General features: G+C 48.4%; 26 protein-coding genes. 25 read left to right on the top strand and 1 reads right to left on the bottom strand.

Annotated elements, in window-relative coordinates:
* Positions 1-32: 32 nt before the first annotated feature.
* The 24 genes from DW835_RS06945 to DW835_RS06830 all read left to right on the top strand — a co-directional run bounded on the left by DW835_RS06945 (position 33) and on the right by DW835_RS06830 (position 23,117).
* Positions 33-395 carry a rod-binding protein gene (locus tag DW835_RS06945; RefSeq protein WP_022311842.1) on the top strand — a complete coding sequence of 121 codons (363 nt, stop codon included), beginning with the start codon at positions 33-35 and terminating at the stop codon, positions 393-395.
* Between the two features lie 133 nt (positions 396-528).
* Positions 529-2,775 (top strand): ATP-dependent RecD-like DNA helicase, encoded by a 2,247-nt coding sequence (locus DW835_RS06940; protein WP_022311843.1) that lies wholly within the window; start codon positions 529-531, stop codon positions 2,773-2,775.
* A 26-nt stretch (positions 2,776-2,801) separates the two neighbouring features.
* Positions 2,802-3,539 carry a ComF family protein gene (locus DW835_RS06935; RefSeq protein WP_022311844.1) on the top strand — a complete coding sequence of 246 codons (738 nt, stop codon included), beginning with the start codon at positions 2,802-2,804 and terminating at the stop codon, positions 3,537-3,539.
* A 20-nt stretch (positions 3,540-3,559) separates the two neighbouring features.
* Positions 3,560-3,964 (top strand): flagellar protein, encoded by a 405-nt coding sequence (locus tag DW835_RS06930; protein ID WP_117465948.1) that lies wholly within the window; start codon positions 3,560-3,562, stop codon positions 3,962-3,964.
* Positions 3,965-3,985: 21 nt separating this feature from the next.
* A complete protein-coding gene (locus DW835_RS06925) occupies positions 3,986-4,372 on the top strand; it encodes a hypothetical protein (protein ID WP_022311846.1) in 387 nt (128 codons plus the stop codon).
* Positions 4,373-4,402: 30 nt separating this feature from the next.
* Positions 4,403-5,596, top strand: a complete 1,194-nt coding sequence (locus DW835_RS06920; protein ID WP_181968676.1) for a hypothetical protein — start codon at positions 4,403-4,405, stop codon at positions 5,594-5,596.
* A gap of 75 nt (positions 5,597-5,671) precedes the next feature.
* Positions 5,672-6,487, top strand: a complete 816-nt coding sequence (gene cdaA / locus DW835_RS06915; RefSeq protein WP_117466004.1) for a diadenylate cyclase CdaA — start codon at positions 5,672-5,674, stop codon at positions 6,485-6,487.
* Positions 6,484-7,770, top strand: coding sequence for a CdaR family protein (locus DW835_RS06910; RefSeq protein WP_117465947.1), 1,287 nt, complete (start codon positions 6,484-6,486; stop codon positions 7,768-7,770). The genes cdaA and DW835_RS06910 overlap by 4 nt, the downstream gene beginning before the upstream one ends.
* 25 nt (positions 7,771-7,795) lie before the next feature.
* Positions 7,796-9,145: a phosphoglucosamine mutase gene (gene glmM, locus DW835_RS06905; RefSeq protein ID WP_118730910.1), complete on the top strand. Its 1,350-nt coding sequence runs from the start codon at positions 7,796-7,798 to the stop codon at positions 9,143-9,145.
* Between the two features lie 142 nt (positions 9,146-9,287).
* Entirely contained in the window at positions 9,288-9,551 is a 264-nt protein-coding gene (locus DW835_RS06900) for an HPr family phosphocarrier protein (RefSeq protein ID WP_022311851.1), read from the top strand.
* Between the two features lie 193 nt (positions 9,552-9,744).
* Positions 9,745-10,758: a type II CAAX endopeptidase family protein gene (locus tag DW835_RS06895; RefSeq protein ID WP_118730909.1), complete on the top strand. Its 1,014-nt coding sequence runs from the start codon at positions 9,745-9,747 to the stop codon at positions 10,756-10,758.
* Between the two features lie 46 nt (positions 10,759-10,804).
* On the top strand, positions 10,805-11,512 hold the full coding sequence (locus DW835_RS06890) for an acyl-ACP thioesterase domain-containing protein (RefSeq protein WP_118730908.1): 708 nt from the start codon (positions 10,805-10,807) through the stop codon (positions 11,510-11,512).
* Positions 11,513-11,545: 33 nt separating this feature from the next.
* Positions 11,546-12,388, top strand: a complete 843-nt coding sequence (locus DW835_RS06885) for a S1-like domain-containing RNA-binding protein (RefSeq protein WP_117466003.1) — start codon at positions 11,546-11,548, stop codon at positions 12,386-12,388.
* 76 nt (positions 12,389-12,464) lie between these two features.
* Positions 12,465-12,656 (top strand): YjfB family protein, encoded by a 192-nt coding sequence (locus DW835_RS06880; RefSeq protein WP_022311855.1) that lies wholly within the window; start codon positions 12,465-12,467, stop codon positions 12,654-12,656.
* Positions 12,657-12,888: 232 nt separating this feature from the next.
* Positions 12,889-13,974, top strand: a complete 1,086-nt coding sequence (locus DW835_RS06875) for a helix-turn-helix domain-containing protein (protein WP_022311856.1) — start codon at positions 12,889-12,891, stop codon at positions 13,972-13,974.
* A 304-nt stretch (positions 13,975-14,278) separates the two neighbouring features.
* Complete coding sequence (gene ftsE / locus DW835_RS06870) at positions 14,279-14,965, top strand: cell division ATP-binding protein FtsE (RefSeq protein WP_117466002.1); 687 nt, start codon at positions 14,279-14,281, stop codon at positions 14,963-14,965.
* A complete protein-coding gene (gene ftsX, locus DW835_RS06865; protein WP_118730907.1) occupies positions 14,955-15,890 on the top strand; it encodes a permease-like cell division protein FtsX in 936 nt (311 codons plus the stop codon). Before ftsE ends, ftsX begins: the two co-directional genes overlap by 11 nt.
* 101 nt (positions 15,891-15,991) lie before the next feature.
* The gene (locus DW835_RS06860; protein ID WP_117465942.1) at positions 15,992-17,227 is read left to right on the top strand and encodes a M23 family metallopeptidase; all 1,236 of its coding nucleotides are present in this window, start codon (positions 15,992-15,994) and stop codon (positions 17,225-17,227) included.
* A gap of 470 nt (positions 17,228-17,697) precedes the next feature.
* A complete protein-coding gene (locus DW835_RS06855) occupies positions 17,698-18,999 on the top strand; it encodes a S41 family peptidase (RefSeq protein ID WP_118730906.1) in 1,302 nt (433 codons plus the stop codon).
* Between the two features lie 131 nt (positions 19,000-19,130).
* Positions 19,131-19,853 carry an amino acid ABC transporter ATP-binding protein gene (locus DW835_RS06850; RefSeq protein WP_118730905.1) on the top strand — a complete coding sequence of 241 codons (723 nt, stop codon included), beginning with the start codon at positions 19,131-19,133 and terminating at the stop codon, positions 19,851-19,853.
* Between the two features lie 200 nt (positions 19,854-20,053).
* The gene (locus tag DW835_RS06845; RefSeq protein WP_227061699.1) at positions 20,054-20,983 is read left to right on the top strand and encodes a transporter substrate-binding domain-containing protein; all 930 of its coding nucleotides are present in this window, start codon (positions 20,054-20,056) and stop codon (positions 20,981-20,983) included.
* A gap of 30 nt (positions 20,984-21,013) precedes the next feature.
* On the top strand, positions 21,014-21,742 hold the full coding sequence (locus DW835_RS06840; RefSeq protein WP_022311910.1) for an amino acid ABC transporter permease: 729 nt from the start codon (positions 21,014-21,016) through the stop codon (positions 21,740-21,742).
* Positions 21,735-22,499, top strand: coding sequence for an amino acid ABC transporter permease (locus DW835_RS06835; RefSeq protein ID WP_118730904.1), 765 nt, complete (start codon positions 21,735-21,737; stop codon positions 22,497-22,499). The genes DW835_RS06840 and DW835_RS06835 overlap by 8 nt, the downstream gene beginning before the upstream one ends.
* A 24-nt stretch (positions 22,500-22,523) precedes the next feature.
* Positions 22,524-23,117: a cytidylate kinase-like family protein gene (locus DW835_RS06830; RefSeq protein ID WP_022311908.1), complete on the top strand. Its 594-nt coding sequence runs from the start codon at positions 22,524-22,526 to the stop codon at positions 23,115-23,117.
* On the opposite strand, the gene DW835_RS06825 is transcribed toward DW835_RS06830, so the two are convergent.
* Entirely contained in the window at positions 23,098-24,042 is a 945-nt protein-coding gene (locus DW835_RS06825; protein ID WP_118730903.1) for a C39 family peptidase, read from the bottom strand. The two genes, DW835_RS06830 and DW835_RS06825, sit on opposite strands and share 20 nt — an antisense overlap.
* 186 nt (positions 24,043-24,228) lie before the next feature.
* Between DW835_RS06825 and DW835_RS06820 the strand changes: the two genes are divergently transcribed.
* A complete protein-coding gene (locus DW835_RS06820; protein ID WP_243037081.1) occupies positions 24,229-25,338 on the top strand; it encodes an HD-GYP domain-containing protein in 1,110 nt (369 codons plus the stop codon).
* Positions 25,339-25,376: the final 38 nt, after the last annotated feature.

Genomic DNA, 25,376 nt, shown 5'->3' with positions numbered 1-25,376 from the left:
CGCATTACCGTGGAATTTAGAAAGGATAAATTATGGATATCTCTTCTATATACGGCAGTTCCGCTCTGGACAGCACCGCATACACCAATGCGGCGAACCAGACGGCTTCCAAATTGCAGAACCAGTTAAACGGTTCGGATTACACCAAAGCAACAGACGATGAACTGATGGATGCCTGCAAGCAGTTCGAGGCTTATTTCCTGGAGCAGATGTTCAAGGAAATGATGAAGACCATCCCTGAGAGCGATGAGACTTCTTCTTCCAACTCCCAGCTTATGGATTACTATAAGGATGAGATGGTACAGCAGATCGCATCCGACTCTACGGAGCAGAACAGTCTGGGATTGGCACAGATGCTATATGAGCAGATGAAGCGTAATTACAATCTTGAGTAGCGACTTCGGGCTGCCATTTCTGGCAGCCCTGATCTTTTTTATCTTACGCCGCCACCGCGGTGACCTCTTCCCAATTCGGAGAGAACAGCCTTGAAACCCACAAATCAACAGACAGATAGTATGAGGACTAAAAATGGAGACGATTACAGGTTTTGTAGACCATATTGTGTTTCAAAACAGTGAAAACGGATATACGGTAATGATCCTGTCGACAGAAGGGGAAGAGATGACCTGTGTCGGTATGTGCAAAGGACTGACCCAGGGAGAAAATATTTCCGCCGAGGGAGAATACATAGAACATCCCGTATACGGCCGACAGTTCAAGATCCAGAGCTACGAGACCGTAACACCGACCGACCGTGTGGGAATGGAACGGTATCTGGGTTCCGGAGCAATCCGGGGAGTCGGTGAGGCACTGGCAGCCAGAATCGTAAAAAAATTCGGAGACGATACTTTCCGCATCATCGAGGAGGAGCCGGAGCGTCTGGCTGAGGTAAAGGGGATCAGCGAACGCAAGGCACAGGAGATCGCTATCCAGATGGAAGAAAAAAAGGATCTCCGGGAAGCACTGGTCTATTTACAGCAATACGGAATCAGTAATACTCTTGCCGTAAAAATATATAATACCTATGGTATGGAAATGTACAGCGTTATGCGGGAGAATCCCTATCGCCTGGCAGAGGATGTCAGTGGTGTGGGATTCCGTATCGCGGACGAGATCGCGGGGAAGATCGGCATTCATACCGACTCGGATTACCGCATCCGCAGTGGCATTCTGTATACCCTGCTGCAGGCGGTGGGAGAAGGTCATTGTTATCTGCCGTTGGATCTTCTGCTGCGCAGAGCTTCCGAACTATTGGGGGTATCAGAGGAAAATATCCGTCCTCAGGTGGATAACCTTATCATGGACCGAAAGCTTGTGGCAAAGGGAGAAGCAGTATTTGCTTCCTCTTATTACTATGCGGAGTTGAATTGTGCCAATATGCTCAGGAATCTGAATATCCCTATGGTGGAGGCAGAAAATCTTCCCTCCCAGGATGCAGCGATCCGCAAACGTCTGGAACGCATGGCGGAAAATCTGTCCATGGAACTGGATGAACTGCAGCTGAAAGCGGTGGAGGAAAGTATCAAAAATGGCCTGTTTATCCTGTCCGGAGGTCCCGGCACCGGAAAAACCACCACCATTAATATGATCATCCGATTCTTTGAATCGGAAGGCATGGACATTTTTCTGGCAGCACCTACGGGCAGAGCAGCCAAGAGAATGACGGAAGCCACCGGATTTGAGGCGAAGACCATTCATCGTCTGTTGGAACTGAACAGTGCCCTGTCGGAAGACGACACCAGAAAGGCAAATTTCGAGCGGAACCAGGAGAACCCCTTAGAGGCGGATGTAGTGATCATTGATGAAATGTCCATGGTGGATATTCAACTGTTTCAGGCGCTTCTGAAAGCAATTCTTCCGGGAACACGACTGATCCTGGTGGGAGATGTGGACCAGCTGCCCAGTGTGGGACCCGGACAGGTATTGCGGGACCTCATGAACAGCCGGGCGTTCCCCATGGTAACTCTGGAGAAGATCTTCCGGCAGGCCGGACAAAGTGACATTGTCGTCAATGCCCATCGGATTAACAGAGGAGAGCAGATCACTCTGGACAATAAGTCAAAGGATTTCTTTTTACTGGAAAGAAATGACGTAAATGTCATATATAAGCACATGATCCAGCTGATTCAGGATATGCTACCCAGATATGTGGGAGCCACCTCCTTTGATATTCAGGTACTGACCCCTATGAGGAAGGGAAGTCTGGGCTGTGAGACGTTGAATGAGATCTTACAGCGTTATCTGAATCCAGCGGATCCTCATAAAAAGGAGCATGCCTATGGCAATACCGTTTTCCGGGAAGGCGATAAGGTCATGCAGATCAAAAACAATTACCAGATCGAATGGGAGATCGTCGGGAGATACAATATTCCCATCGACAAGGGAATGGGCGTATTCAACGGAGATATGGGAAGGGTTAAGGAAATCAATGATACCATGTCCACACTGCTGGTGGAATTCGATGACGGAAGACGGGTCAACTATCCTTTCTCGGCATTGGAGGAACTGGAACTCTCTTATGCCATTACGATCCATAAGTCCCAGGGAAGCGAATATCCTGCGGTGATCCTGCCACTGTTGGGCGGCCCCAGAATGCTGTTCAACCGCAACCTTCTGTACACCGGAATTACCCGTGCCAGGAACTGTGTCACCATTCTGGGAAGCAGTGAGACCGTGCGAAACATGATCGAGAATGTCAGCGAGAATCGCAGATATACGGGATTGGAGCAGCGGATCCGGGAGATCTGCTGTCTGCCGGAAAATGATACACCGTAGACGGAAAACAAAACGGGAGCCTGAGATTGCAGAAAGAGATCAGAAAAACCATAAGCAAAATAAAGGAAACGGGATTACAGCTGCTGTTTCCCGGAAGATGCCCGGTCTGTGACGGGATCGTCCGTCCTTTTGGCAGAAAAATCTGCCCGGAATGTCTGCCTAAATTAAAGCCGGTGACGGCTCCGTGGTGTATGCGTTGCGGAAAGAAACTGGCGGAGGAACGGGAGTATTGCGGTGATTGTATGCACCGGGAACATAAATACGACAGAGCCAGAACTTTATACGAATACAGGGATGTGGCTCCGTCAATATATCGTTTTAAGTATAGTGGACGGCAGGAATACGGCGATTTTTTCGGAGAAGAAATGGCGCGTCTGTTGGGAGATTTTATCGGCCGGGTGCGTCCGGACGTTATAGTTCCGGTGCCGCTGTACCGTGGGAAACTGCGGAAAAGAGGATATAACCAGGCAGCATGTCTGGCAAGGGCTTTGGGCAGAAGCCTGGAACTGCCGGTAGATGAGAAACTGGTAAAACGGGTGAGAAATACAGCACCGATGAAGCATTTAAATCCCACAGAACGGCAAAATAATTTGAAAAAGGCTTTTATTATAGGCAGAAATGATGTAAAATTATATGACCGGATTATTCTGGTGGATGATATTTATACAACAGGTACGACCCTGGATGAGATCGCAGCACTGTTAAAAGAGCACGGAGTGTCAAAAGTGTATTGCGTGACATTGGCCTGTGGGTCTGGTGTATGATCAGGAAGGTGTGAGATACTATGAATATAAGAAATTGCAGAATGTGCGGACATATTTTTAACTATGTGGCAGGACCGTTTCTGTGCCCGCATTGCCGTGAGAAGATGGAAGCCAAGTTCCAGGAGGTAAAGGAATACATCCGTAATAACCCCGGTGTAAGTATTCAGGATGTATCGGAGAACTGTGACGTGGAGCCGTCCCAGATCCAGCAGTGGCTGAGAGAAGAGAGACTGGAACTGACAGAAGGATCCAGTATTCTGCTGAACTGTGAGAAATGCGGAGCACCGATCCGCAGCGGAAGATTTTGCGAAAAGTGCAAATATGATATGGCCATGGATCTGCAGAGTGTACTGCCGAAGAAGCCGACTGCGCCCCAGCAGAGCCCCAGAACATCCAGAGACGGAGAAAGAATGCGTTTTCTGTAAGCATTTGTAAGCGGAGGAATTATGCTGAACGAAGAAAAAGTCATACTGATGACGCAAATGGCATCTTATGAAGAGAATGAAGGCAAAAAGAATATGGCCATCGGCCGTTATTTCCGCAGTGACTACATCGCCATACAGGTGTTGAAGTCCATTCTGTGTGCGACGATCGCGTATGGAGTCTGCTTTGCGTTGTTTGTGTTCTATGATTTTGAGAATTTCATGCAGGATATTTACAAGATGGACCTGATCGGTTTTGGAAAAAATGTTCTGCTGTACTATGGAATAACGGTTGTAGTGTATGGAGTGGCATCTTATCTGATCTGCTCTCTGCGCTATGCACGGGCGAAAAAGAGCCTGAAATGCTATTATAACAATCTGAAGAAGTTGAATTCCATTTACAATGAGTAAACGGCCTACACAGATTGACCTGGAGGAAATATGACTGCTTTACTGGAATTAAGAGAGAATCTCAAGAAGATCTACAGCAGAAATGAAGCTTTTATTCTGCCGGTGATCAAGTTTTTACTCGGCGTTATCGTGCTGAGCATCATAAACGGCAAAATGGGATATATGACAAAGCTGGATAACATGGCCATCGTGCTGATCGTATCGCTGCTGTGTTCTTTCCTGCCCACCGGATTTATGGCTTTTTTTGCAATGATGTTTGCAGTGCTTCATATGTATGCACTCTCTATTGAAACCGCGGCGGTTGGGCTGGTTGTTTTCCTGTTGCTGTATCTGCTGTTTCTCAGATTTACCGCGAAGGAAGCACTGGTAGTGGTACTGACCCCGGTGCTTTGTATGCTGAAGCTGCCCTATGTGATGCCTGTGGCAATGGGACTGATCGGAACCCCGGCGTCCTGCGTATCTGTAGGCTGCGGTGTTGTGGTGTATTATCTGCTCCAGACGGTGATCACCAATGCTCCGACCATCAACTCCATGGGAGCAGAGGAAGCCACTGCCAAACTGCGCCTGCTGATTGACGGAATGCTGGGGAACAAGGCAATGCTGGTGATGATCGCAGCATTTGCCATTACCGTGATCGTGGTGTATCTGATCCGGAGAATGAGTGTGGATCACTCCTGGACCATTGCCATGGTTGCCGGCGTTATGATCGAAGTGATGATCCTGCTGGTGGGAGATCTGATGTACGATACCAATCTCTCCATCGTCAGCGCACTGTTAGGTGCCGTTGTTACGCTGATCGCCTGCAAGATCATAGAATTTTTCCGATTCTGTCTGGACTATAGCAGAACGGAGAAAGTACAGTTTGAAGATGACGAGTATTATTACTATGTAAAGGCAGTGCCCAAAATGACAGTTGCGGCGCCCACCAATACAGTGAAGAAAATCAATACACAGCGACGTCCGGCAGGTCAGCAGACCAGAACCTCCGGACAGGGTACGAGATCTGCAGGCCAGACCTACAGAAGTACGGCACATACCGGCAGGCCCTCAGAAGGAACAGGCCGAAGTGTTGTGACAGAACGTACCCCCGCCGGAAACGGAGTTCCTTACGGACAGCAGGGCGGTTACCGCGGACACGAGATGTCCGGTGGCAGAAGTGTCACCATAGGCGGCAATCACACGAATCCTCAGGATGACTCCGATGATTATGAAGAATTGTTCTGAAGGGATTAATGGAAAATGCAATTAGGGGATAAGCTGGCAGAATATATTAAAAATTTCAGCAGTTACCGCACAACCATGGATTTCGGCGATGTGGCCGAGATCCTGATCATTGCGGTACTACTGTATTATGCGTTAGTGTGGATGAAGACGACCCGGGCATGGGTATTGCTCAAGGGTCTGGTTGTCATCCTCATTTTTTTGCTGTTGGCTTATTTTTTCCGTATGACTACCATCCTGTGGATGGCCCAGAATGTCCTGGGATTTGCGGTGACAGCCCTCATAGTGGTGCTACAGCCGGAATTGAGAAAGGCATTGGAGGAACTGGGCAAGAAGAATATTATCAGTTCTGTATTACCTTTTGACAACAATCATCGTGTGGACGAGGGATTTTCCGAGAAGACCATTAATGAGATCACCAAAGCCTGTGTGGAGATGGGCAAGGTCAAGACCGGTGCCCTGATCGTTATCGAACAGAAGGTTTCCCTGCGGGATTATGAGAGAACGGGAATCGATGTGGATGGTATCGTGACCAGCCAGCTGCTGATCAATATTTTCGAGCACAACACCCCGCTGCATGACGGTGCTGTGATCGTACGGGGGAACCGGGTAGCCTCTGCCACCTGTTATCTGCCGCTGTCGGATAACCTGGGACTGAGCAAGGAACTGGGTACCAGACATCGTGCCGGTGTGGGTATCTCGGAGGTGACAGATTCCCTGACGGTGATCGTATCCGAAGAGACGGGTAAGATCAGCGTTGCATACGAAGGAAAGCTGGAGCGGAATCTGGATGCGGAGACTCTTCGCGACAGAATGCATAAGATCCTGAACAATACCGGAGAGGAACACAAAAATCTGCGAATCTGGAAGGGAAGGAGCCGTGAGAAGAAATGAAAAAATTACTGACACGTAATCTTGGACTGAAGCTTGCTTCTCTGGTGCTGGCCTTTGTATTGTGGTTTCTGGTGGCACAGATTTATGATCCGAAGGACACGGTAACCTTCAATAATATCCAGGTCAGACTGATTAACACAGATCTGCTGGAGCAAGAAGGAAAAGTATATGAGGTGCTGGACAACAGTAATTTGGTAAGAGTAACGGTAACAGGCCCCCAGAGTATTGTAAAATCCGAATTGCGCAGAAACGATATTGTAGCGGAAGCGGATATGAGCAAACTGACAGATATCAATACGATCGCCATCACTTATTATTGTGAGAATATCAGCAACGATTCCGTGGAGATCAGGGGTAATCACGATTCCGTGCGCCTGAATGTGGAAGACAAGACCAGCAAATGGATCAAACTGGAGAGCACCACGCTGGGAGAGGTGGCATCCGGTTATATGATCGGCAATGTAACGTTGGATCAGACCAACATCGAAGTAACCGGACCTAAATCAGCGATCTCACAGATCGATCATGCCGGAGTGGACATCAATGTAGCAGATTCCACCAGCAGTCTGTCGGCTAATGTGGACATTAAGCTGTATGATGCGGACGACAATGAACTATCTCTGGAAACTGTCAAGAAAAACGTGGATTCTGCGCATATGACAGTAGAAGTGCTGGCAACGAAGGAAGTACCGGTAGAGATTGAATATATGGGTGTACCTGAGGACGGTTATATGGCTACCGGTGAAGTAGAGAGTAGCAGGTCTACAGTGAAGATCGCCGGAACGGCATCAGCACTGTTGGGAGTATCTGCCATTACCGTACCGGAGGATCGTATGAATATTACCGGACAGTCCAGCGATCTGGTGGATATCATTAATCTGAAGGAGTACCTGCCCGCTAACGTCAGACTGGCGGATAAGAGCTTTGACGGCAAGATCACTGCAACGGTATACATTGAACCGATCGCGACCAAGGACCTGTCCGTACCGGCAGAGAACATTACGATCAGCGGTGTGCCGGAGGGAATGGAGGCAGAGATCACTACAGAGGCGGAGACTTATGATATCACGGTATCCGGCCTGGACAGAGATATCAGTATTCTGCGGGATGATACGGTGACGGGAGTACTGGATCTGGAGAAATGGATGGATGACAACAATGTAGAAGAACTGACACCGGGAAATTACACGATCCCTGTGACGTTTAACCTGTCGGAGGATATCATGGTAGAAAATGATGTCAATATCCACATCCGACTGAAGAATCAGGATACGAATAATTAAAAGATAGAATGAGAGGTTTTTTATCATGGCTAGAATGTTTGGAACAGATGGTGTACGAGGAATTGCCAACGAGGAACTGACTCCGTTGCTTGCCATGCAACTGGGGCAGGCAGGAGCCTATGTACTTACGAAGGAAAATGAGCACAAACCCACGATCATGGTGGGTTGTGATACCAGAATTTCCGGAGATATGCTGGCGAATGCGTTGATGGCAGGAGCCTGCTCCGTAGGAGCCAACTGTGTCTACGTAGGTGTGATTCCCACTCCTGCGGTTGCTTATCTGACCAAGAAATACAAAGTAGATGCCGGCGTTGTGATCTCCGCATCCCACAATCCGGTAGAGTTCAATGGTATTAAATTCTTTGACGGTAACGGCTATAAGCTTCCCGATGCCATGGAAGATGAGATCGAGGCATTGATCCGTAACAATATGCCCGGTATCAAATTTCCCATCGGTCCCGGAGTCGGCAAGATCAAGTACCGTACCGATGCCAGAGAAGAGTACATCAATCATGCCATGAGAGCGGTCAATGTGGATCTGACCGGACTGAAGATCGTGGTGGATTGTGCAGAGGGTGCCTCTTTCTATACATCCGTAGAATGCCTGAAAGAACTGGGCGGCAGCGTGGTGGCCATCCACAACAATCCGGACGGTACCAATATCAATGCCAACTGTGGTTCCACCCATATGGAAGAACTGCAGGCCAGAGTGGTCTATGAAAAGGCCAATGTCGGTCTGGCCTTCGATGGAGACGCAGACAGACTGCTGGCTGTGGATGAGAACGGTAATATCGTCGATGGTGACCAGATCATGGCAATCGTAGGCAACTACATGAAGAGCAAGGGTACTCTGAAGAGGGATACCATCGTGGCAACCATTATGAGTAATCTGGGATTCTTCCTGATGGCAGAGAAGAATGCCATCCATATGGAGAAGACCAAGGTGGGTGACCGCTATGTACTGGAGCGCATGAAGGAGATCGGCGCCAGCCTCGGCGGCGAACAGTCCGGTCACATTATTTTCCTGGATGAGAATACCACCGGAGACGGACTGCTCAGTGCACTGCATCTGCTGCAGGTCATGGTGGATACCGGAAAGCCTCTGTCAGAACTGGCTAAGGTGATGGAAGTACTGCCCCAGGCACTGGTAAATGCCAAAGTGGCCAATCACAAAAAAGAGAAATATATGGAATATCCGGAGATTGCAGCAGCCATTGGGAAACTGGAAGAAAAATTCGCCGGAGAGGGCCGTGTCCTGATCCGTCCTTCCGGAACCGAACCGCTGGTAAGAGTCATGATCGAAGGAAAGGATCAGCAGGTGATCCGGGAAGAAGCACAGAAGCTTGCCAACCTGATACAGGATATCATGTTCTAGCAGACAGATTCCGAAAGTTGTCTGGTAAAAGCCCTTGTGAATGCTTTTCATTCATGCTATGATAGAAATGTAAATGAAAAGTAAAATCATAAACACTAGAGAAAATAATGCAGAATAATATAGATATTGGAGGGTTTATTATATGGTAAGTCAGAAAGTCGTAATCAAGAATCCTACGGGTCTGCATCTGCGCCCCGCCGGAATTCTGTGCAAGGAGGCAATGCAGTTCAAGTCATTGATCACCTTCAAATTTCGTGAAAATACTGCAAATGCCAAGAGCGTACTCAGTGTATTGGGCGCTTGCGTAAAATGTGGGGATGAGATCGAATTCGTATGTGAGGGTGAGGACGAGGCAGAAGCCCTGAAGACCCTGGTAGAAGCCGTAGAGAACGGTCTGGGAGAATAACAGGATCGTCATAGAGGAACATTACAGAGGCTGTGCATATTGAAGATGCGCAGCCTTTTCCTATGGAACTGTCTTGAGCCATGGAAAAAATAGTTTCATACTCAAAGGATTTATGCTATGCTGTAACTATTCAGAGCGGATTTAGAAAATGTGATTCTGAATAGTTTATAGTACATGAGGGAGAGAAAAATAAATGGAAGAAAAAAGCATGAAGAAAAGTTTTTCCAGCTTAGGTTTCCGATTCCTGATCGGAACACTGGTCATCTACGCAGTGCAGATGGGAGTAATGGCCATCGTAGGTGCGGTGAAGCCGGAATGGCTGCAGGACACCACCATAAGCCTGATCCTGGCAGTATTACCACTGTATCTTGTGGGTATGCCGGTTCTGATCGCTGTGGTAAAGCGGATGCCCGGGGAAGCACCCGCGAAGAAAAGCATTACACCGGGACAGTTTGTTCTGGCGCTGATCATGTGTTTTGCACTGATGTATTGTGGTAATCTGGTGGGAACGCTGATCACCACTGTCGTAGGGGCATTAAAAGGCTCCGCAGTGGACAATGCACTGATGACCTATGCCACCGGATCCAATATGATCGTGACATTTCTCTATATGGTGATCTGCGCGCCAATCCTTGAGGAATATATTTTCCGGAAACTGATCGTGGATCGTACCGTAAGATACGGACAGGGAGTAGCTGTTGTTCTGTCCGGTCTGATGTTCGGATTGTTCCATGGCAACCTGAATCAGTTTGCCTACGCATTTTTACTGGGAATGTTTCTGGCATTTCTGTATGTGAAGACCGGAGAACTGAAAGTGACCATTGGCTTGCACATGTGCATTAATTTTATGGGTGCCGTAGTCAGTGTACTGTTATTGAAAGCAATCCATCTGGAGGAATACCAGGAAGTCATTATGAACGGGGCAGATTCACAGGCTGTCATGGACTACATGATGAAGTACCTGCCGGGCTGGATCGGCTATATGATCTATGTATTGTTTATTCTGGCAGTATTGGTTACGGGAATTGTATTGTTCATTGTATATCGTAAGAAGCTGAAATTAGAGCCGGGACAGATTGCAAAGGGACGGAGATTCAAGACCGTGATCGGCAATCCGGGAATGATATGCTACTGTATTTTCTGGATCGCCATGATCATTATCCAGATGTTCCCGGAGATTGTTACGGCAATTACGGGAAATCTGTAAAAAGAACGGCTGCGGCAGAACATCGCCGCAAAGGAGATCGGAAGTTATGTACGCATTTGACAGTAGAATACGTTACAGCGAGACAGACAGTGAAGGGTATCTTACGCTGGACGCATTACTGAATTATTTTCAGGATTGTTCCACTTTCCATTCGGAGGATGTGGGGCTGGGAATCGGTTATATGAAGGAGATTGGTCAGGTCTGGGTCCTTTCCTCCTGGCAGATCGTGGTGAACCGTTATCCGAAATTAGGGGAAAAAGTAAAGATCGTGACGCTGCCCTATGAGCTAAAAGTATTTTTGGGATACCGTAATTTTGCCATGCTGGATGAACAGGGAGAATATCTGGCGAAAGCCAACTCCTTATGGAGTCTGCTGGATGTCGGCACCGGCAAACCGGTAATGGTGAACGAAGCCATGCATAAGGGCTACGAAATAGACGAAAAGCTGGACATGGAGTATGCCCCCCGCAAAATTGCCGTGCCGGAAGGTGGAGAACTGTTGGAACCCATCGTGGTGAAAAAACACCACCTGGACACCAACCATCATGTAAACAATGGGCAGTATATAAATATTGCCATGGAGTATCTGCCGGATGATTTTGTGATCCGTCAGATGCGGGCGGAATACAAGAAACAGGCATTCCTGGATGATGTATTGCATCCGTATGTAGTGTCTATAGAGAATGGCTACGTCATCTGCCTGCAGGACGAAGCCGGGAAACCTTATGTATCAGTGGAATTTCAGGGACAGTAATCCTATGCTGTCAGAACAGGAGAGAACGTGGAATTGAGATTAGGCGAAAAACAGACGCTGGTAATAGTGAAAAAAGTAGAATTCGGAGTGTATCTGGCAACGAAGGAAGCACCGGAGGATAAAGTGCTGCTGCCGGCGAAGCAGGTGCCGGAAGGAGCAAAGGTCGGAGATGAACTGGAAGTATTCCTGTACCGGGATTCCAGTGACCGTCTGATCTCTACGACGAGAACCCCGAAGCTGTGTATGGGACAGGTGGCTCTGCTCACTGTAGTACAGGTAGGGAAAGTAGGTGCTTTCCTGGACTGGGGACTGGAGAAGGATCTGCTCCTGCCCTTTAAGCAGCAGACCCGCAAGGTAAAGACCGGAGAACAGGTGCTGGCAGCTCTCTATATCGACAAGAGCGGCAGACTGTGTGCGACCATGAATGTCTATGAACATCTGCGCACGGACAGCCCGTACAAAAAAGACGATAAGGTAACCGGCCGGATCTATGAGATCAGCAAGAATTTCGGTGCGTTTGTGGCAGTGGATAACTGCTTTTCCGGACTGATCCCGAAAAAAGAACTGTTCGGAGATACCGAGCTCAGGATTGGCGATCAGGTCACTGCCAGAGTGGTAAAAGTGTTGGAAGACGGTAAGCTGACACTGAGTGTCCGGGAAAAAGCCTATCTGCAGATTCAGAAGGATGCGGAGAAGATCGAGAGACTGCTGGACAGCTATGAAGGTTCTCTGCCGTTTAATGATAAGGCGGCGCCGGAGGTCATTGCCCATGAGACCGGCATGAGCAAGAACGAGTTCAAGCGCGCGGTAGGACATCTGTTAAAAGAAGGCAAGATCCAGATCACGGAGAAAAATATTCGCAGGGTGCGTGGATAGTGTGGAAAAAACAAAAAAAGTGTGCTATAGTAAGAACGTAATCTGAGAGATATGAACAGATACAGGAGGTGTTATCATGGATATCGCAGGATTATCAATGTCAATGGCTTCAAATAATCTGCAGACGAAAATCGGAACAGCTGTGCTGAGCAAGGCGATGGATACGAACGAAGCACTGGGACAGGGAATCGTCCAGATGATTGATTCCGCTGCTATGGAACGTAGCGTAACACCGGAACTTGGTGCGAATATCGATCTGCGGATTTAGCGCAGAAATAATACATAATAAACGCTAAGACAAAAAGAGTTCGGAATATTAGTTTTCCGAATTCTTTTTTTGCGCATATTTAAAAGAAAAAGGCATTTTTACTAAAAAATGCATAAAAAACTATTGCATTTTTACCAGTTTTTCTGTAAATTTATATATGATATGGACTCTCATATTATTTTTCGGGGTTATAGCAAAAGAGAAGTATGTTTGGGGACTGAAGGAGCAGAAGATGATATCAAATCAGATTTTACAGAACACCATTGAAGGATTGAAAGGAATCGCCAGAGTGGAATTGTGTGTCATGGATGTGGATGGCAAGGAAGTAGCGGCCACCATGGATATGGGCAACTGTTCCAAGCCCGCGGTGGAATTCGCGGCATCACCGGCGGACTCCCAGGAGATCCAGGGATATCAGTATTTCAAGATCTATGATGAGCAGCAGCTGGAGTATATTCTCGTAGCCGGAGGTACCGGTGAGGATGTCTATATGATCGGCAAAATGGTTGCGTTTCAGATCCAGAATCTGCTGGTGGCCTATAAGGAGAGATTTGATAAGGACAATTTCATCAAGAATCTGCTGCTGGATAATCTGCTGCTGGTGGATATTTACAGCCGTTCCAAGAAGCTGCATATTCAGACAGACGTGCCCAGAGTGGTCATGATCGTGGAATCTGCGGGAGGCAAGGATAATAATGTCCTGGAACTGGCCAGAACTCATTTTGGCAGCAACAGCAAGGATTTTATCACTGCGGTAGACGAGAGCAACGTGATCGTGGTGAAGGAATTCACAGAGACCGATACCGGCAAAGAAATTGAAAAATCGGCAAGAGCACTGGAAGCGGCTCTCCTGAAGGAGGGTATCCGTGAGATCCGTATTGCATACGGTACCATTGTACATGAGATCAAAGAAGTCAGCCGTTCCTACAAGGAAGCAAAGATGGCTCTGGATGTAGGTAAGATCTTCTTTGACGAGAGAGATATTATCGCATACAGTGAACTGGGAATCGGCCGTCTGATCTATCAGCTGCCCATTCCTCTGTGCAAAATGTTTATCCGTGAGATCTTCGGAGGCAAGAGCCCGGATGATTTTGACGAGGAGACCCTGACGACCATTTACAAGTTCTTCGAGAACAGCCTGAATGTGTCAGAGACCTCCAGACAGCTGTTTATTCACAGAAATACGCTGGTATATCGCCTGGATAAGTTACAGAAGAGTACAGGGCTGGATCTGCGGGTATTTGAAGATGCCATCACCTTCAAGATCGCACTGATGGTCGTAAAATACATGAAGTATATGGAAACTTATGAGTATTGATTTCTTGCGGAGACACGAAATAACGGAAAGTATGCGTCGAATGCTTGCATTCGTAAGAACATTTGACGTTATTTCTTTGGCGAGAAAGCCTCAAATAAGCAAACAACAAGTTAACTTGTTGTTTAGAAGAGCATCGTAGATGCGATTTTGCGAATGAGGCTCTGAATAGGGATCAATATGGTAGCACAAAGGCAGCAACTGTCCGCAGGGTGGGATCTTACGGGCAATAGAAAGGCATGATCATAAAATGACAAGAAAAGAAACACAAAGGCTGAAAAGAGAGCGGATCATTGAGGAAAACGGAATCATTTTCCTGGACAACGTCAGCAAGTCTTATTCCTCAGGTTCTCCGGCACTGAATGGTGTGTCGTTAAGCATCGGAAGAGGGGAATTTGTATTTATTGTAGGTGACAGCGGATCCGGTAAATCCACGTTGATCAAATTACTGCTGCGGGAGCTTACAGCGACCAGCGGCAGTGTTTATGTTATGGGAAATGATCTGGCGAAATTAAAGCACAGGCAGATCCCCCGTTTTCGTCGTAACCTGGGTGTCGTATTTCAGGATTTCCGACTGCTGAATGACCGCAATGTCTATGAAAATGTAGCATTCGCACAGCGTATCGTAGAGACTCCCGTCAGTGAGATCCGCAGAAATGTTCCTGCGATTCTGGCAACTGTGGGACTGGCAGGCAAATATAAGGCCAAGACCAAACAGCTCTCCGGCGGTGAGCAGCAGCGTGTTGCACTGGCCAGAGCGCTGGTGAACAATCCTTCCGTACTGCTGGCAGATGAGCCCACCGGTAATCTGGATCCCAATAATTCCTGGGAGATCATGAAATTGCTGGAGGAGATCAATGAGAGCGGCACCACGGTAGTCGTGGTCACCCATAACCGCGAAATCGTCAATGCCATGCAGAAACGAGTGATTACCATGAAAAAAGGTGTGATCATCAGTGACGAAGAGAAGGGTGGGTATATCGATGAAGATTAGTACACTTTTTTATACGATCAAGCAGGGATTTGCCAATATTTTCCGGAATAAATGGTATTCTCTGGCATCCATTGCCACGATATCCGCATGTCTGTTTCTGTTTGGACTGTTCTATTGCATCGTGTCCAACTTTCAGAATATCCTGAAGACTGCAGAAGAAGGTGTATCCGTTACGGTATTTTTCCACAGTGATATGGATAACTGTGAGAGTCATGTAGACGGACAGATCCCGTCCGAACAGCGCCTGGAAGAGATCGGACAGGAGATTGCCAAGCGTGCAGAGGTATCCGAGGTACAGTTCCAGTCTGCAGATGATGCATGGGCAACCTTCGGACCGGATTATTTCGGTGAGGATTATGCAGAAGGATTCCCCGAGAATCCACTGGCAGGAGAGGATACTTATGAGATTTTCCTGAGTGATGTCTCCATGCAGGATGCACTGGTGACCTGGCTGCAGTCCATTCCAGAGGTGCGCAAGGTCAACTATTCCGAAATGACAGCCAACACACTGAGCGGTCTGAACCTTCTGATCGCCTACGTGTCCATGGGAATCATCGTGATCCTGCTGGCAGTCAGCATCTTCCTGATCAGCAATACCGTAGCTATCGGTATTTCTGTCCGTTCTGCGGAGATCAATATTATGAAATATATCGGCGCTACCGACTTTTTCGTGCGTGCGCCCTTTGTGCTGGAAGGTATGCTGATCGGTCTGATCGGTGCAGCAGTACCGCTGGGACTGATCTATTCCCTTTACAATTATGCGTTGAACTATGTGATCAACCGTTTTATGGTACTCAGCGGCTTCCTGAATTTCCTGTCTGTGGACGAGATATTCCATTTCCTGATCCCGGTATCTCTGGGTGTCGGTGTGGGTATCGGTTTCCTGGGAAGTATCGCTACTGTAAGAAAGCATCTGCACGTGTAAATACAATTCCAGCAGATAACCCGGATCCTATTTGTCATGATGTGTGCGGAGTGTGGCTCTGCACTGCATCATGACATTTTAAGAATGGAGACTAAATCAAATTGAATAAAAAGAAAAAAGGCTTTCTGTGCCTGGCACTGTGCCTGATCCTGACGGTTTCCTTCGGCATGCAGGGATTGCGGGTAAATGCGACCAATATGTCATCCATTACCTCTGACAGTATCCGGAACAAACAGGATCAGATCAAACAGGCGGAAAAAGAACGTGAACAGATGAAAAGCAATCTGAGCAATTTGGAGCAGATCAAGAAAGACCTGGAGACACAGAAGACCAATCTGAAAAATTATGTAACCCAGCTGGATCAGAATCTGAGCCAGATCGAACAGAATATTGCGGATCTGAAAAATAAGATCACAGCAAAAGAAGAAGAAATTGCAAAGACCCAGGCGGAACTGGATGCGGCACTGGAGAGAGAAGAAAATCAGAAAGATGCCATGATCCGCCGCATAAGAATTATGTATGAGAAAGGGGATTCCTACATCCTCGATATGATGTTGAAAGCAGAAAGCTTCAGCGATTTCCTGAACCGGGCGGATTTCATGGATCTGATCATGGCTTATGACAGACAGCAATGGAAAGACTTCATGGAGAACCGCAAATATATTGAACTCTGCAAAGAGGAACTGGAAGCGGAGAAAGCCATTCTGGATGAGGCCAAGGCCGGCGTGGAACAGGAGCAGGCCAATATGGAGGCTCTGATCGACCAGAAGAACCGGGATATCACCGCTTACGAATCCGATATTACCAACAAGGAACAGGCCATCAAGGAATACAAGCAGTCCATTGCGGATCAGGATGCGGAGATTGCAGCCCTGGAGGCTGCCATTGCCGCAGAGAAAAAAAAGATCCTGGAGGCCAGTGGTACTGTGCTGACTTACGATGGCGGTACCTTTAAGTTCCCGCTGGCAACCTATACCCGGATCTCGGATGATTACGGCAACCGTATCCATCCGACACTGGGAATCGAACAGTTCCACAACGGCGTGGATTTCGCGGCGCCCAAGGGCACGGCTATTTATGCGGCCTATGACGGACAGGTGGTGGCAGCCACTTACAGCAACACCATGGGCAACTACGTGATGATCGACCATGGTGGTGGACTGTATACGATCTATATGCATGCCTCGGCATTATATGTATCCAAGGACGATATTGTGGTCAGAGGAGAGACGATAGCCGCAGTGGGCTCCACCGGACGTTCCACCGGCAACCATCTGCACTTCAGCGTGCGTAAGGATGGAGCTTACACATCCCCCTGGAACTACCTGTCGCAATAGATTGTCAATAGACAGAATCACGTGACTGCTTGCAGGCTAAGTGATCTGTCTATTAGACAATCAAACATACATGAGCAAGTAGGGCGATAGCCCGGAATGCGAATGTATGCAGCATTTCGGGAGTGCGGAGCACGGAGAAATGCGTGTTGCGACAAACCAATGTGGAGAAGCGTCGATAGCCCGGAATGCGAATGTATGCAGCATTTCGGGAGTGCGGAGCACGGAGAAATGCGTGTTGCGACAAACCAATGTGGAGAAGCGTCGATAGCCCGGAATGCGAATGTATGCAGCATTTCGAGAGTGCGAAGCACGGAGAAATGCGTGTTGCGGCAAACCAATGTGGAGAAGCGTCGATAGCCCGGAATGCGAATGTATGCAGCATTTCGAGAGTGCGAAGCACGGAGAAATGCGTGTTGCGACAAGAAGCAGGACGTGTTGCGACAATATCTTGGAAATAAAGGAGAGCATTTATGGAGGAAAATAAGGAACTGGAAACCACCACCGAAGAACAGGCTTCTGTAACTCCGGCGGCAAATAATGGCGAGAAAAAAGGCTTATTTCTCAGTGGCCTTATCGTTGGCTTTGCGGCCACGTTGCTGATCGTGGGCGGTATCTTTATCGCTTTTCAGATCCACAACATCATGACCATGAAGGATGATGTGGCAGCACAGGTATTCTATGGAGAAGATTCCGCGGTCAATGCACAGACCATTAAAAAACTGCAATTGCTGGAAGACACTGTGAAGGAGAACTTTTATCTGAGTGAGGTCACCAATGAACAGCTGGAAGACGGTATGTTCCGTGGCCTGATGGACTCTCTGGATGACCCGTATTCCGAGTACTATACCGCAGAGGAGCTGAATGAACTGACGGAACAGACACAGGGCATTTACTTTGGCATCGGTGCCTATGTCAGCATGGATTCCGAGACCAATCTGCCCAAGATCAGCGGCGTGATCGAAGGAGCACCGGCAGCTGATGTGGATTTGCGTGCCAACGATATTATCTATGAAGTGGACGGTGTCTCCACTGCAGGTAAGACGTTGACGGAAGCGGTGAATATGATCCGCGGAGAAGCCGGGACCACAGTGGATCTGACCATTGTCAGACAGGGCGCCGGGGATTATCTGCACGTCACCGTGGAGAGAGCCAAGGTAGAGAGTCCCACCGTAAAATACGAAATGTTGGATGACAATATGGCATATATCCAGATCGTGGAATTCGACGATGTGACCATAGACCAGTTTACCGATGCACTGGCAACCGTGAAGGGCTCCGGCATGGAAGGCCTGATCCTGGATCTGCGGGGCAATCCCGGTGGAAGTCTGGATGCAGTGGTTAAAATTGCCAGAAAGCTGCTCCCGGAAGGCATGATCGTATATACCGAGGACAAGGCAGGCAAGCGCACAGAGTATACCTGTGACGGCAAGACTCCTCTGGAAGTACCTCTGGTGGTACTGGTGGATATGAACAGTGCCAGTGCCTCCGAGATTCTGGCCGGAGCAATCCAGGACTACGGCGTTGGAACCCTGGTAGGTACCACGACCTTCGGTAAAGGAATCGTACAGCAGATCATGCCCTTCACCGACGGATCCGCCATCAAGATCACCATCAGCGCTTACTATACTCCCAATGGCCGCAATATCCACGGAACCGGTATTGAACCGGATGTGGAATGCGAGTTTGACGGGGAAGCATACTACAACAGTGATGATCCGGTGGACAATCAGCTGGAGAAGGCAAAAGAGGTCCTGAAAGAATTAATGAAATAAAAGTCTTGACAAAGCGCACAAAACTGTATAATATGTAACCCATAAAAACAAAGGCGTTTTTACCGGATCGGTAAAAGCGCCTTTTTCTATTATCAAAAATTCCTGCCCGGAACGTAGAATGGAGGAGCAAAATGATCAGACTGGAAAATGTATGTAAGAATTTCGGAGATCTCCAGGTACTGAAAAATGTAAATCTGGAAGTAAAAGAAGGCGAGAAACTGGTTATCATCGGACCCTCCGGTTCCGGTAAATCCACCACCGTGCGATGCATGAATTTCCTGGAGGAGCCCACTAGCGGAAATGTGTACATAGACGGACAGAAGCTGACCCATGCGAACAAGACCAAGATCATCCGGGAGTCCATATCCATGGTATTCCAGCAGTTCAACCTGTATCCGCATATGACGGTATTGAAGAATCTGACCATAGCACCCATGAAGCTGCATCACAAGAGCAAAAAGGAAGCCGAGGATCTGGCTTATCATTATCTGGATGTGGTAGGACTTAGGGATAAGGCTCATGTGTATCCCACAACACTTTCCGGTGGACAGCAGCAGAGAATCGCCATAGCGAGAGCCCTGTGTGCACAGACGAAGATTATTCTCTTCGATGAACCGACTTCCGCACTGGATCCGGAGACAATCCAGGAAGTACTGGATGTTATGATCAAGCTGGCTAAGGAAAACATCACCATGGTAGTGGTTACTCACGAGATGGGATTTGCCAGACAGGTGGCAGACCGTATCGTATTCATGGCAGACGGACAGATCATTGAGGAAGGCACGCCGGATCATTTCTTCGACAATCCTTCCAACGAACGTGTAAAACAGTTTCTGGGTAAGATCATTCGTTAGGACATCCGGAAGGGACAGCGGGAAGCTTCCCGTATTCATTTTCAACGGTCTGACCACGGAGCCAAAATTCGCAGCGTGTCAGTCAGAAGGCTTCGTGTTTAGATATATAACTATTCAGAGCGATACAGCCATCACGGATGCTTTTTACAGATCCGGCGGGAATAGTTAGAGATCATGCAAAATAAAAGGAGGAGAATGTTATGAAAAATCTTAAGAAATGGACTGCATTGGCAGCAGTCATGGCAATGACTGCAACTTTATTTACCGGATGCGGCAGCACTGATGCCCCCGCTTCCGGGGCAACAGCACCTGCAGCGGAAAGTACCGCAGCAGCAACCACAGAAACAGGAGCGGAAGCTCCTGCAGCAGACGGCGAGCTGGCAGCAGACGTACAGGCAATCGTAGACCGTGGTGTATTGAGAGTCGGCGTTAAAAATGCAGTAGTAGGCTTTGGCTTCCAGGATACCCTGACCGGTGAGTATTCCGGACTGGAGATCAGCCTGGCTGAGAAGATCGCAGAGAGCCTTGGCGTGGATGTAGAGTTCACCGCCGTAACCGCAGCTACAAGAACCGAGCTTCTGGATTCCGGCGATATTGACTGTGTACTGGCTACTTTCACCATCACCGATGAGAGAAAGCAGAGCTGGGATTTCTCCACTCCTTATTTTACAGACTATGTAACCGTACTGGTAGAGGATAAGAGCGGCATCAGCTCCCTGGCAGACCTGGTAGACAAGAAGGTCGGTGTATCCTCCGGATCCACTTCCGCAAAGGCACTGGTAAAGGCTATGATCGATGCAGGCCTGATCGATGGCAGCGGCTTTGATGCAGATACCTTTGATCCCGCACTGTGGACTACCGGAATCTCTTTCCAGCAGTATGATGACTACCCTGCAATCTCCACCGCACTGAGTGCCGGTGAAGTAGATGCCTTCTGTGTAGACAAGTCCATTCTGGCTATTTACAAGACTGACGGACGTTCCTACATCGACGACAAGTTCTCCCCTCAGGAATATGGCGTGGCTACCACCAAGGGTTCCGGCTTCTCTGCATACGTGGATGAACTGGTACAGGGATGGCTGGCAGACGGTACCATTGACAGCCTGATTACAGAGAACGGATTAGAGTAAAAAAGAAAAAAGTAACTGGGAGGAAACACTATGTCTGGTATTATTTCAGCAAGAGCCTGGGGCAAGGTCTGGGCGTACAGGAGCACATTCCTGTTAGGACTTCTGAATACTGTGGAGACAGCATTTTTTGCGATCCTGTTATCGCTGGCACTGGGTGTGATCTTTGGCCTGATGGCTACCAGCGGAAAAAAGGTATTGCAGATCATCAGCAGAGTCTATGTGGAGATCATGCAGAATACACCGATTTTGCTTCAGCTGTGTTTCTTCTACTATGCGCTGGCTTTTTCCGGTCACAGTATCGGAATCCTGCCGACAGGTATCGTTGCACTGGGCGTATACACCGGAGCCTATATGGCCGAGGTGGTGCGCGCGGGCATCGAGGCCGTCCCTAAGGGACAGTTCGAGGCGGCTGTGTCCCAGGGATTCACTTATGTGGAGCGGATGTATTATATTATCCTGCCCCAGAGCATCAAGATCATTCTGCCGCCCATGGTGAACCAGATCGTAAACCTGATCAAAAATACCTCCTGCCTGTATATTATCGGCGGAGCGGATCTGATCTCGCTGACTTACAGCTTTGTCACCGGTGAAAATACCGGTGGAGCCTATGCTCCGGCCTATCTGGTCAGTGGACTGTTATTTTTCGTTATATGTTATCCCCTCTCCAAGACAGCCAGTGTCTGGGAGATCCATCTGAAGAAAAGAGACCAGCGGGTGACATTTCAGAGAACAGAAGGGACGGTGACGGACAATGAGTAACCTGGAAGCAAGCTTTTCCATACTGGGACAGAAAGGTGTTATGGCCTACATTCTCAAAGGTACGGTATTCACTCTGATCATTGCCCTGATCGCTGTTGTGCTGGGAATCGTCATCGGTTCGGTACTGGCCCTGTGCAGAAACTACTGCACAAGCAAAAAGACGAAAATATTTGGCACGATTGCCACCGTATACATAGAAGTATTTCGAAATACACCGTTGCTGCTGTGGATCTTCATATGCCTGGTATTCTGCCCCTGTCCGGAGCTGTTCAACCGGAAACTGTTCGGGCTGACCACAGTAGAGACCAAGCTGTTGTTCAAGGCAGCAGTTGCTCTGATCCTGTTTACCTCTTCCGTTATTGCGGAGATCATCCGCGGAGGACTGAATTCCATCGCACATGGACAGTTTGAAGCCGGTCACGCACAGGGATTCAATGTGGTACAGGTCATGATCTATATTATTCTGCCGCAGGCTTACCGCAATGTCATTCCTACCCTGTTGAGTCAGGTAATCACCACCATCAAGGACTCTTCCTATCTGGCAAATGTGGCGACCATCGAACTGATGGCCCGGACCAAACAGCTGCTTTCCGCAGCCAGCCGTTACAATGGTACTGGCAATGTAAACGTATCGGATGTATTTGTGCTGTTTGGTGTAGCTGCATTGATCTATTTTATCATCAACTACACACTGTCCTGCGTGGTACGTACCATGCAGAAACGGCGGAAGAGACCGGTACGTGTGACCGCAGATTAAACGAGAAAAGAAAAGAGGATATCCATGGAACAGTATGTGATCACGATTTCAAGACAATTCGGAAGTATGGGACGTTCCATTGCCAGGGAACTGTCCGAAATACTGGGAATAGAATTCCTGGACAGAGATATTGTGGAGGCTACGGCGAAGCGCATGGGCCTTCCGGTATCTGTCATCAGCGATGAAGAAGAGAGTATGAAGTCTACTTTCTTCCGGAGGCAGTATCCGCTCGGAATGGGAATGTCCAGCCTCAAGGATGAGATCTTTCTTACCCAGAAAAATATCATCCGGGATTTCGCAGCCAAGGGATCCTGCATCATTGTGGGACGCTGTGCGGACTATATTCTGGAGGATATCCCGAATCATCTGAATGTGTATGTCTATGCCCCCGATGAGGCAAGGCTGAAAAACTGTGTGGAGAACCTGCAGATGGATCCCCAGACGGCAAAGAAAATGATGCGGGATGTGGATGCTGCCAGAAATCGTTACCACAAAGCCTATATTCCCGGCTGGCAGAGCGTTTTCGACCATAAGGATCTCATGATCGACAGCAGCCGATTCGGCATCGACGGCACAGCAAAGATTCTGGCAGACATTGTTAAAAACCAGTGGGGCTGACGGCCCACAGATTTTTGATCTGCGGAGACAGCGTGTCATAATCCCAGGTGCGGGAAGAATTGCTTACCCGATTGGGATCTTTGACGCAAAAGCCTGTGTCATCATAATCATAGAGCAGGATATAGTGGCCGGAGGTGGTGAAATCCCCCGGTCGCATGCTGCATACGATAAGTTTGCCCTGATCCAGGGCTGTTTTCATGTTGTTTTCACCCAGGGGAAGTTCCTTGCCGGACAGGCCGAGGGCAGGAAGCCCTTCGGTCCACAGGGACCAGCTGGTGCCATTTTCCGTATAATAACCGTTCTTTTCACAGTAGGAGGCAATCTCTCTCGGGGTGCCGTTCAAATCGTGGGTGAAATAAACATAGGCCATGGACAGACAGGTGGGACCACAGCCGGCGAGACCGATGATGCTATCACCGTAGGACTCGTAGCCCCAGCGCTTGTCCCATTGCAGGAGCAGAGGCACCTGTCCAATGAGAACATCGGAAGCAAGATCGATGGACCGTCCCAGATAATTTTGTCTGTTGGGGTAGTCTGCTACGAAATCCGCGGCTTCGGCATTATTTTGGGCAAGATCGGCCAGTGCTTCCGTGATGCTTACGGTATCTGCGGTGGTAGAGAGACTTCCGGCAGCGTCAGATTCATTTTCTTCCCGCAGTGCAGCAAAATCATATTGGACAACCGGCAGATCATACCGGGCAGTCAGCTGATAATACAGATGATTGACGGCAGGAAGAATCTCATGGCCGTAATCCTGCCAGAAAGAGACTGCGGTCAGGAGCAACACGATGGCAAATGAGACCCGGAGGAAGCAGACTATGCGTTTTCTTCTGCGGATCGCCCGCTTCCTGCGGAGCATCTCCTGCCTGGAAATTCTGCGGCGGCGTTGTTGCACCGGAACCTGATAAGCTGCATTTGCATTCATAGAAATCCCTCCCGTTAGAACCTTTTTTGACAAAATAACCGTCTTTTCTATAGAAGAGTATAAAGGATTGTCCCATAAAAAGTCTTTTAAGCAGTTTTAAGCTTTTTGACAGATATCTTTAAGAATTCATGAAGATATGTTACAATAAAGCATGGACCAAAATCATTCGGAAAGGGGAAGAGACCGATGATCAGGAGAAAATATGTTCCGCTGCGCATTGTGCAGCCGGGGATGATGATCGATCAGGCAATCATAGACCGTGCAGGCCGTGTACTGATCGCCAGACGTACCCGACTGGAGGATTTCCATATCGATGCGCTGAAGAAAATGGGGGTTACAGGAATCTATACCTGTGAGGGTACAGAGGATGTGAAGCCGGCGGATGCGGACAAGCCGCAGGAACTGCCGGAACCATTACAGAAAAAATATGAACAGGTGAAGGTGAAGGATCCTGCCAAGGTACAGATCTCAGAGAGCGTGCGAAGCCGCGTGGCACAGGGAGTGCAGTATTTGTATCAGGATACGCAGTCACCGGATTTTACCAATGCTTCCCGGAGTATTACGGATGACCTGCTGCGGGCTATTGAGGATAATGATGCAGTAGCCGTGGATATCGGTGCATTGAAGATCAGTGATGAGTACACTTTCAAACATAGTGTGGATGTGGCAACGATGTCCATGATCGTGGCGCAGAAATACGGACTGGATGACAAGCAGGTCTACGAGATCGGAATCGCAGGACTTTTACATGATATCGGAAAATCAAAAATACCCAATGAGATCCTGAATAAGGCGGCGCGGCTGACGGATGAAGAGTTTGCCATTATGAAGCAGCATTCCGTGTACGGATATCGTATTCTGCAGTCTAAGGAAGATCTGTCCATGGAGATCAAGCTGGGTGTGTTACAGCATCATGAAAAAATGAACGGAAAAGGATATCCTATGGGGATCACAGGGGACAAGATCGACCTGTTTGCCAGACTGATCTCTGTGTCGGATATTTATGATGCATTGGTGACGGAGCGGCCGTATAAGAAGCCGTTTTCTCCCAGAGATGCCGTGGAAATGATCATGTCCATGACGGAAGAGCTGGATATTACAGTTATGCGGTGCTTCCTGGAGAGCGTTATTCTCTATCCGGTAGGCACAGATGTGGCATTGAGCAACGGAGAGACCGCCCGTATTGTGGAGAACGTTCCCAATGCGGTGCTGCGCCCCAAAGTTCTGGGTCTCACCACCGGCAAAGTGTACGACCTCGCCAATGATGTGAAATGCGCGAATGTAATTATATTGTAAATTGAAATTTAGCGAAATATCCCCGTAGCCCTTGGCAG

The organism is Clostridium sp. AM34-9AC (assembly GCF_003480225.1).
Taxonomy (GTDB): Bacteria; Bacillota; Clostridia; order Lachnospirales; family Lachnospiraceae; genus Acetatifactor; species Acetatifactor acetigignens.
Note: the sequence above shows the minus strand (reverse complement) of the source record. Positions and strands in the feature narration are given on the sequence as shown.

Bases quoted from the DNA above. Each gene is read 5' to 3' on its own strand.
- DW835_RS06840 (WP_022311910.1), top strand. From the start codon at position 21,014: ATGTCTGGTATTATTTCAGCAAGAGCCTGGGGCAAGGTCTGGGCGTAC.
- DW835_RS06920 (WP_181968676.1), top strand. From the start codon at position 4,403: ATGACTGCTTTACTGGAATTAAGAGAGAATCTCAAGAAGATCTACAGC.
- cdaA (WP_117466004.1), top strand. From the start codon at position 5,672: ATGGATTTCGGCGATGTGGCCGAGATCCTGATCATTGCGGTACTACTG.
- DW835_RS06925 (WP_022311846.1), top strand. From the start codon at position 3,986: ATGCTGAACGAAGAAAAAGTCATACTGATGACGCAAATGGCATCTTAT.
- DW835_RS06910 (WP_117465947.1), top strand. From the start codon at position 6,484: ATGAAAAAATTACTGACACGTAATCTTGGACTGAAGCTTGCTTCTCTG.
- DW835_RS06845 (WP_227061699.1), top strand. From the start codon at position 20,054: ATGAAAAATCTTAAGAAATGGACTGCATTGGCAGCAGTCATGGCAATG.
- DW835_RS06940 (WP_022311843.1), top strand. From the start codon at position 529: ATGGAGACGATTACAGGTTTTGTAGACCATATTGTGTTTCAAAACAGT.
- DW835_RS06930 (WP_117465948.1), top strand. From the start codon at position 3,560: ATGAATATAAGAAATTGCAGAATGTGCGGACATATTTTTAACTATGTG.
- DW835_RS06820 (WP_243037081.1), top strand. From the start codon at position 24,229: ATGATCAGGAGAAAATATGTTCCGCTGCGCATTGTGCAGCCGGGGATG.
- DW835_RS06895 (WP_118730909.1), top strand. From the start codon at position 9,745: ATGGAAGAAAAAAGCATGAAGAAAAGTTTTTCCAGCTTAGGTTTCCGA.
- ftsX (WP_118730907.1), top strand. From the start codon at position 14,955: ATGAAGATTAGTACACTTTTTTATACGATCAAGCAGGGATTTGCCAAT.
- DW835_RS06830 (WP_022311908.1), top strand. From the start codon at position 22,524: ATGGAACAGTATGTGATCACGATTTCAAGACAATTCGGAAGTATGGGA.
- DW835_RS06850 (WP_118730905.1), top strand. From the start codon at position 19,131: ATGATCAGACTGGAAAATGTATGTAAGAATTTCGGAGATCTCCAGGTA.
- DW835_RS06835 (WP_118730904.1), top strand. From the start codon at position 21,735: ATGAGTAACCTGGAAGCAAGCTTTTCCATACTGGGACAGAAAGGTGTT.
- DW835_RS06890 (WP_118730908.1), top strand. From the start codon at position 10,805: ATGTACGCATTTGACAGTAGAATACGTTACAGCGAGACAGACAGTGAA.
- DW835_RS06875 (WP_022311856.1), top strand. From the start codon at position 12,889: ATGATATCAAATCAGATTTTACAGAACACCATTGAAGGATTGAAAGGA.
- DW835_RS06855 (WP_118730906.1), top strand. From the start codon at position 17,698: ATGGAGGAAAATAAGGAACTGGAAACCACCACCGAAGAACAGGCTTCT.
- DW835_RS06900 (WP_022311851.1), top strand. From the start codon at position 9,288: ATGGTAAGTCAGAAAGTCGTAATCAAGAATCCTACGGGTCTGCATCTG.
- DW835_RS06945 (WP_022311842.1), top strand. From the start codon at position 33: ATGGATATCTCTTCTATATACGGCAGTTCCGCTCTGGACAGCACCGCA.
- DW835_RS06825 (WP_118730903.1), bottom strand. From the start codon at position 24,042: ATGAATGCAAATGCAGCTTATCAGGTTCCGGTGCAACAACGCCGCCGC.
- glmM (WP_118730910.1), top strand. From the start codon at position 7,796: ATGGCTAGAATGTTTGGAACAGATGGTGTACGAGGAATTGCCAACGAG.
- DW835_RS06880 (WP_022311855.1), top strand. From the start codon at position 12,465: ATGGATATCGCAGGATTATCAATGTCAATGGCTTCAAATAATCTGCAG.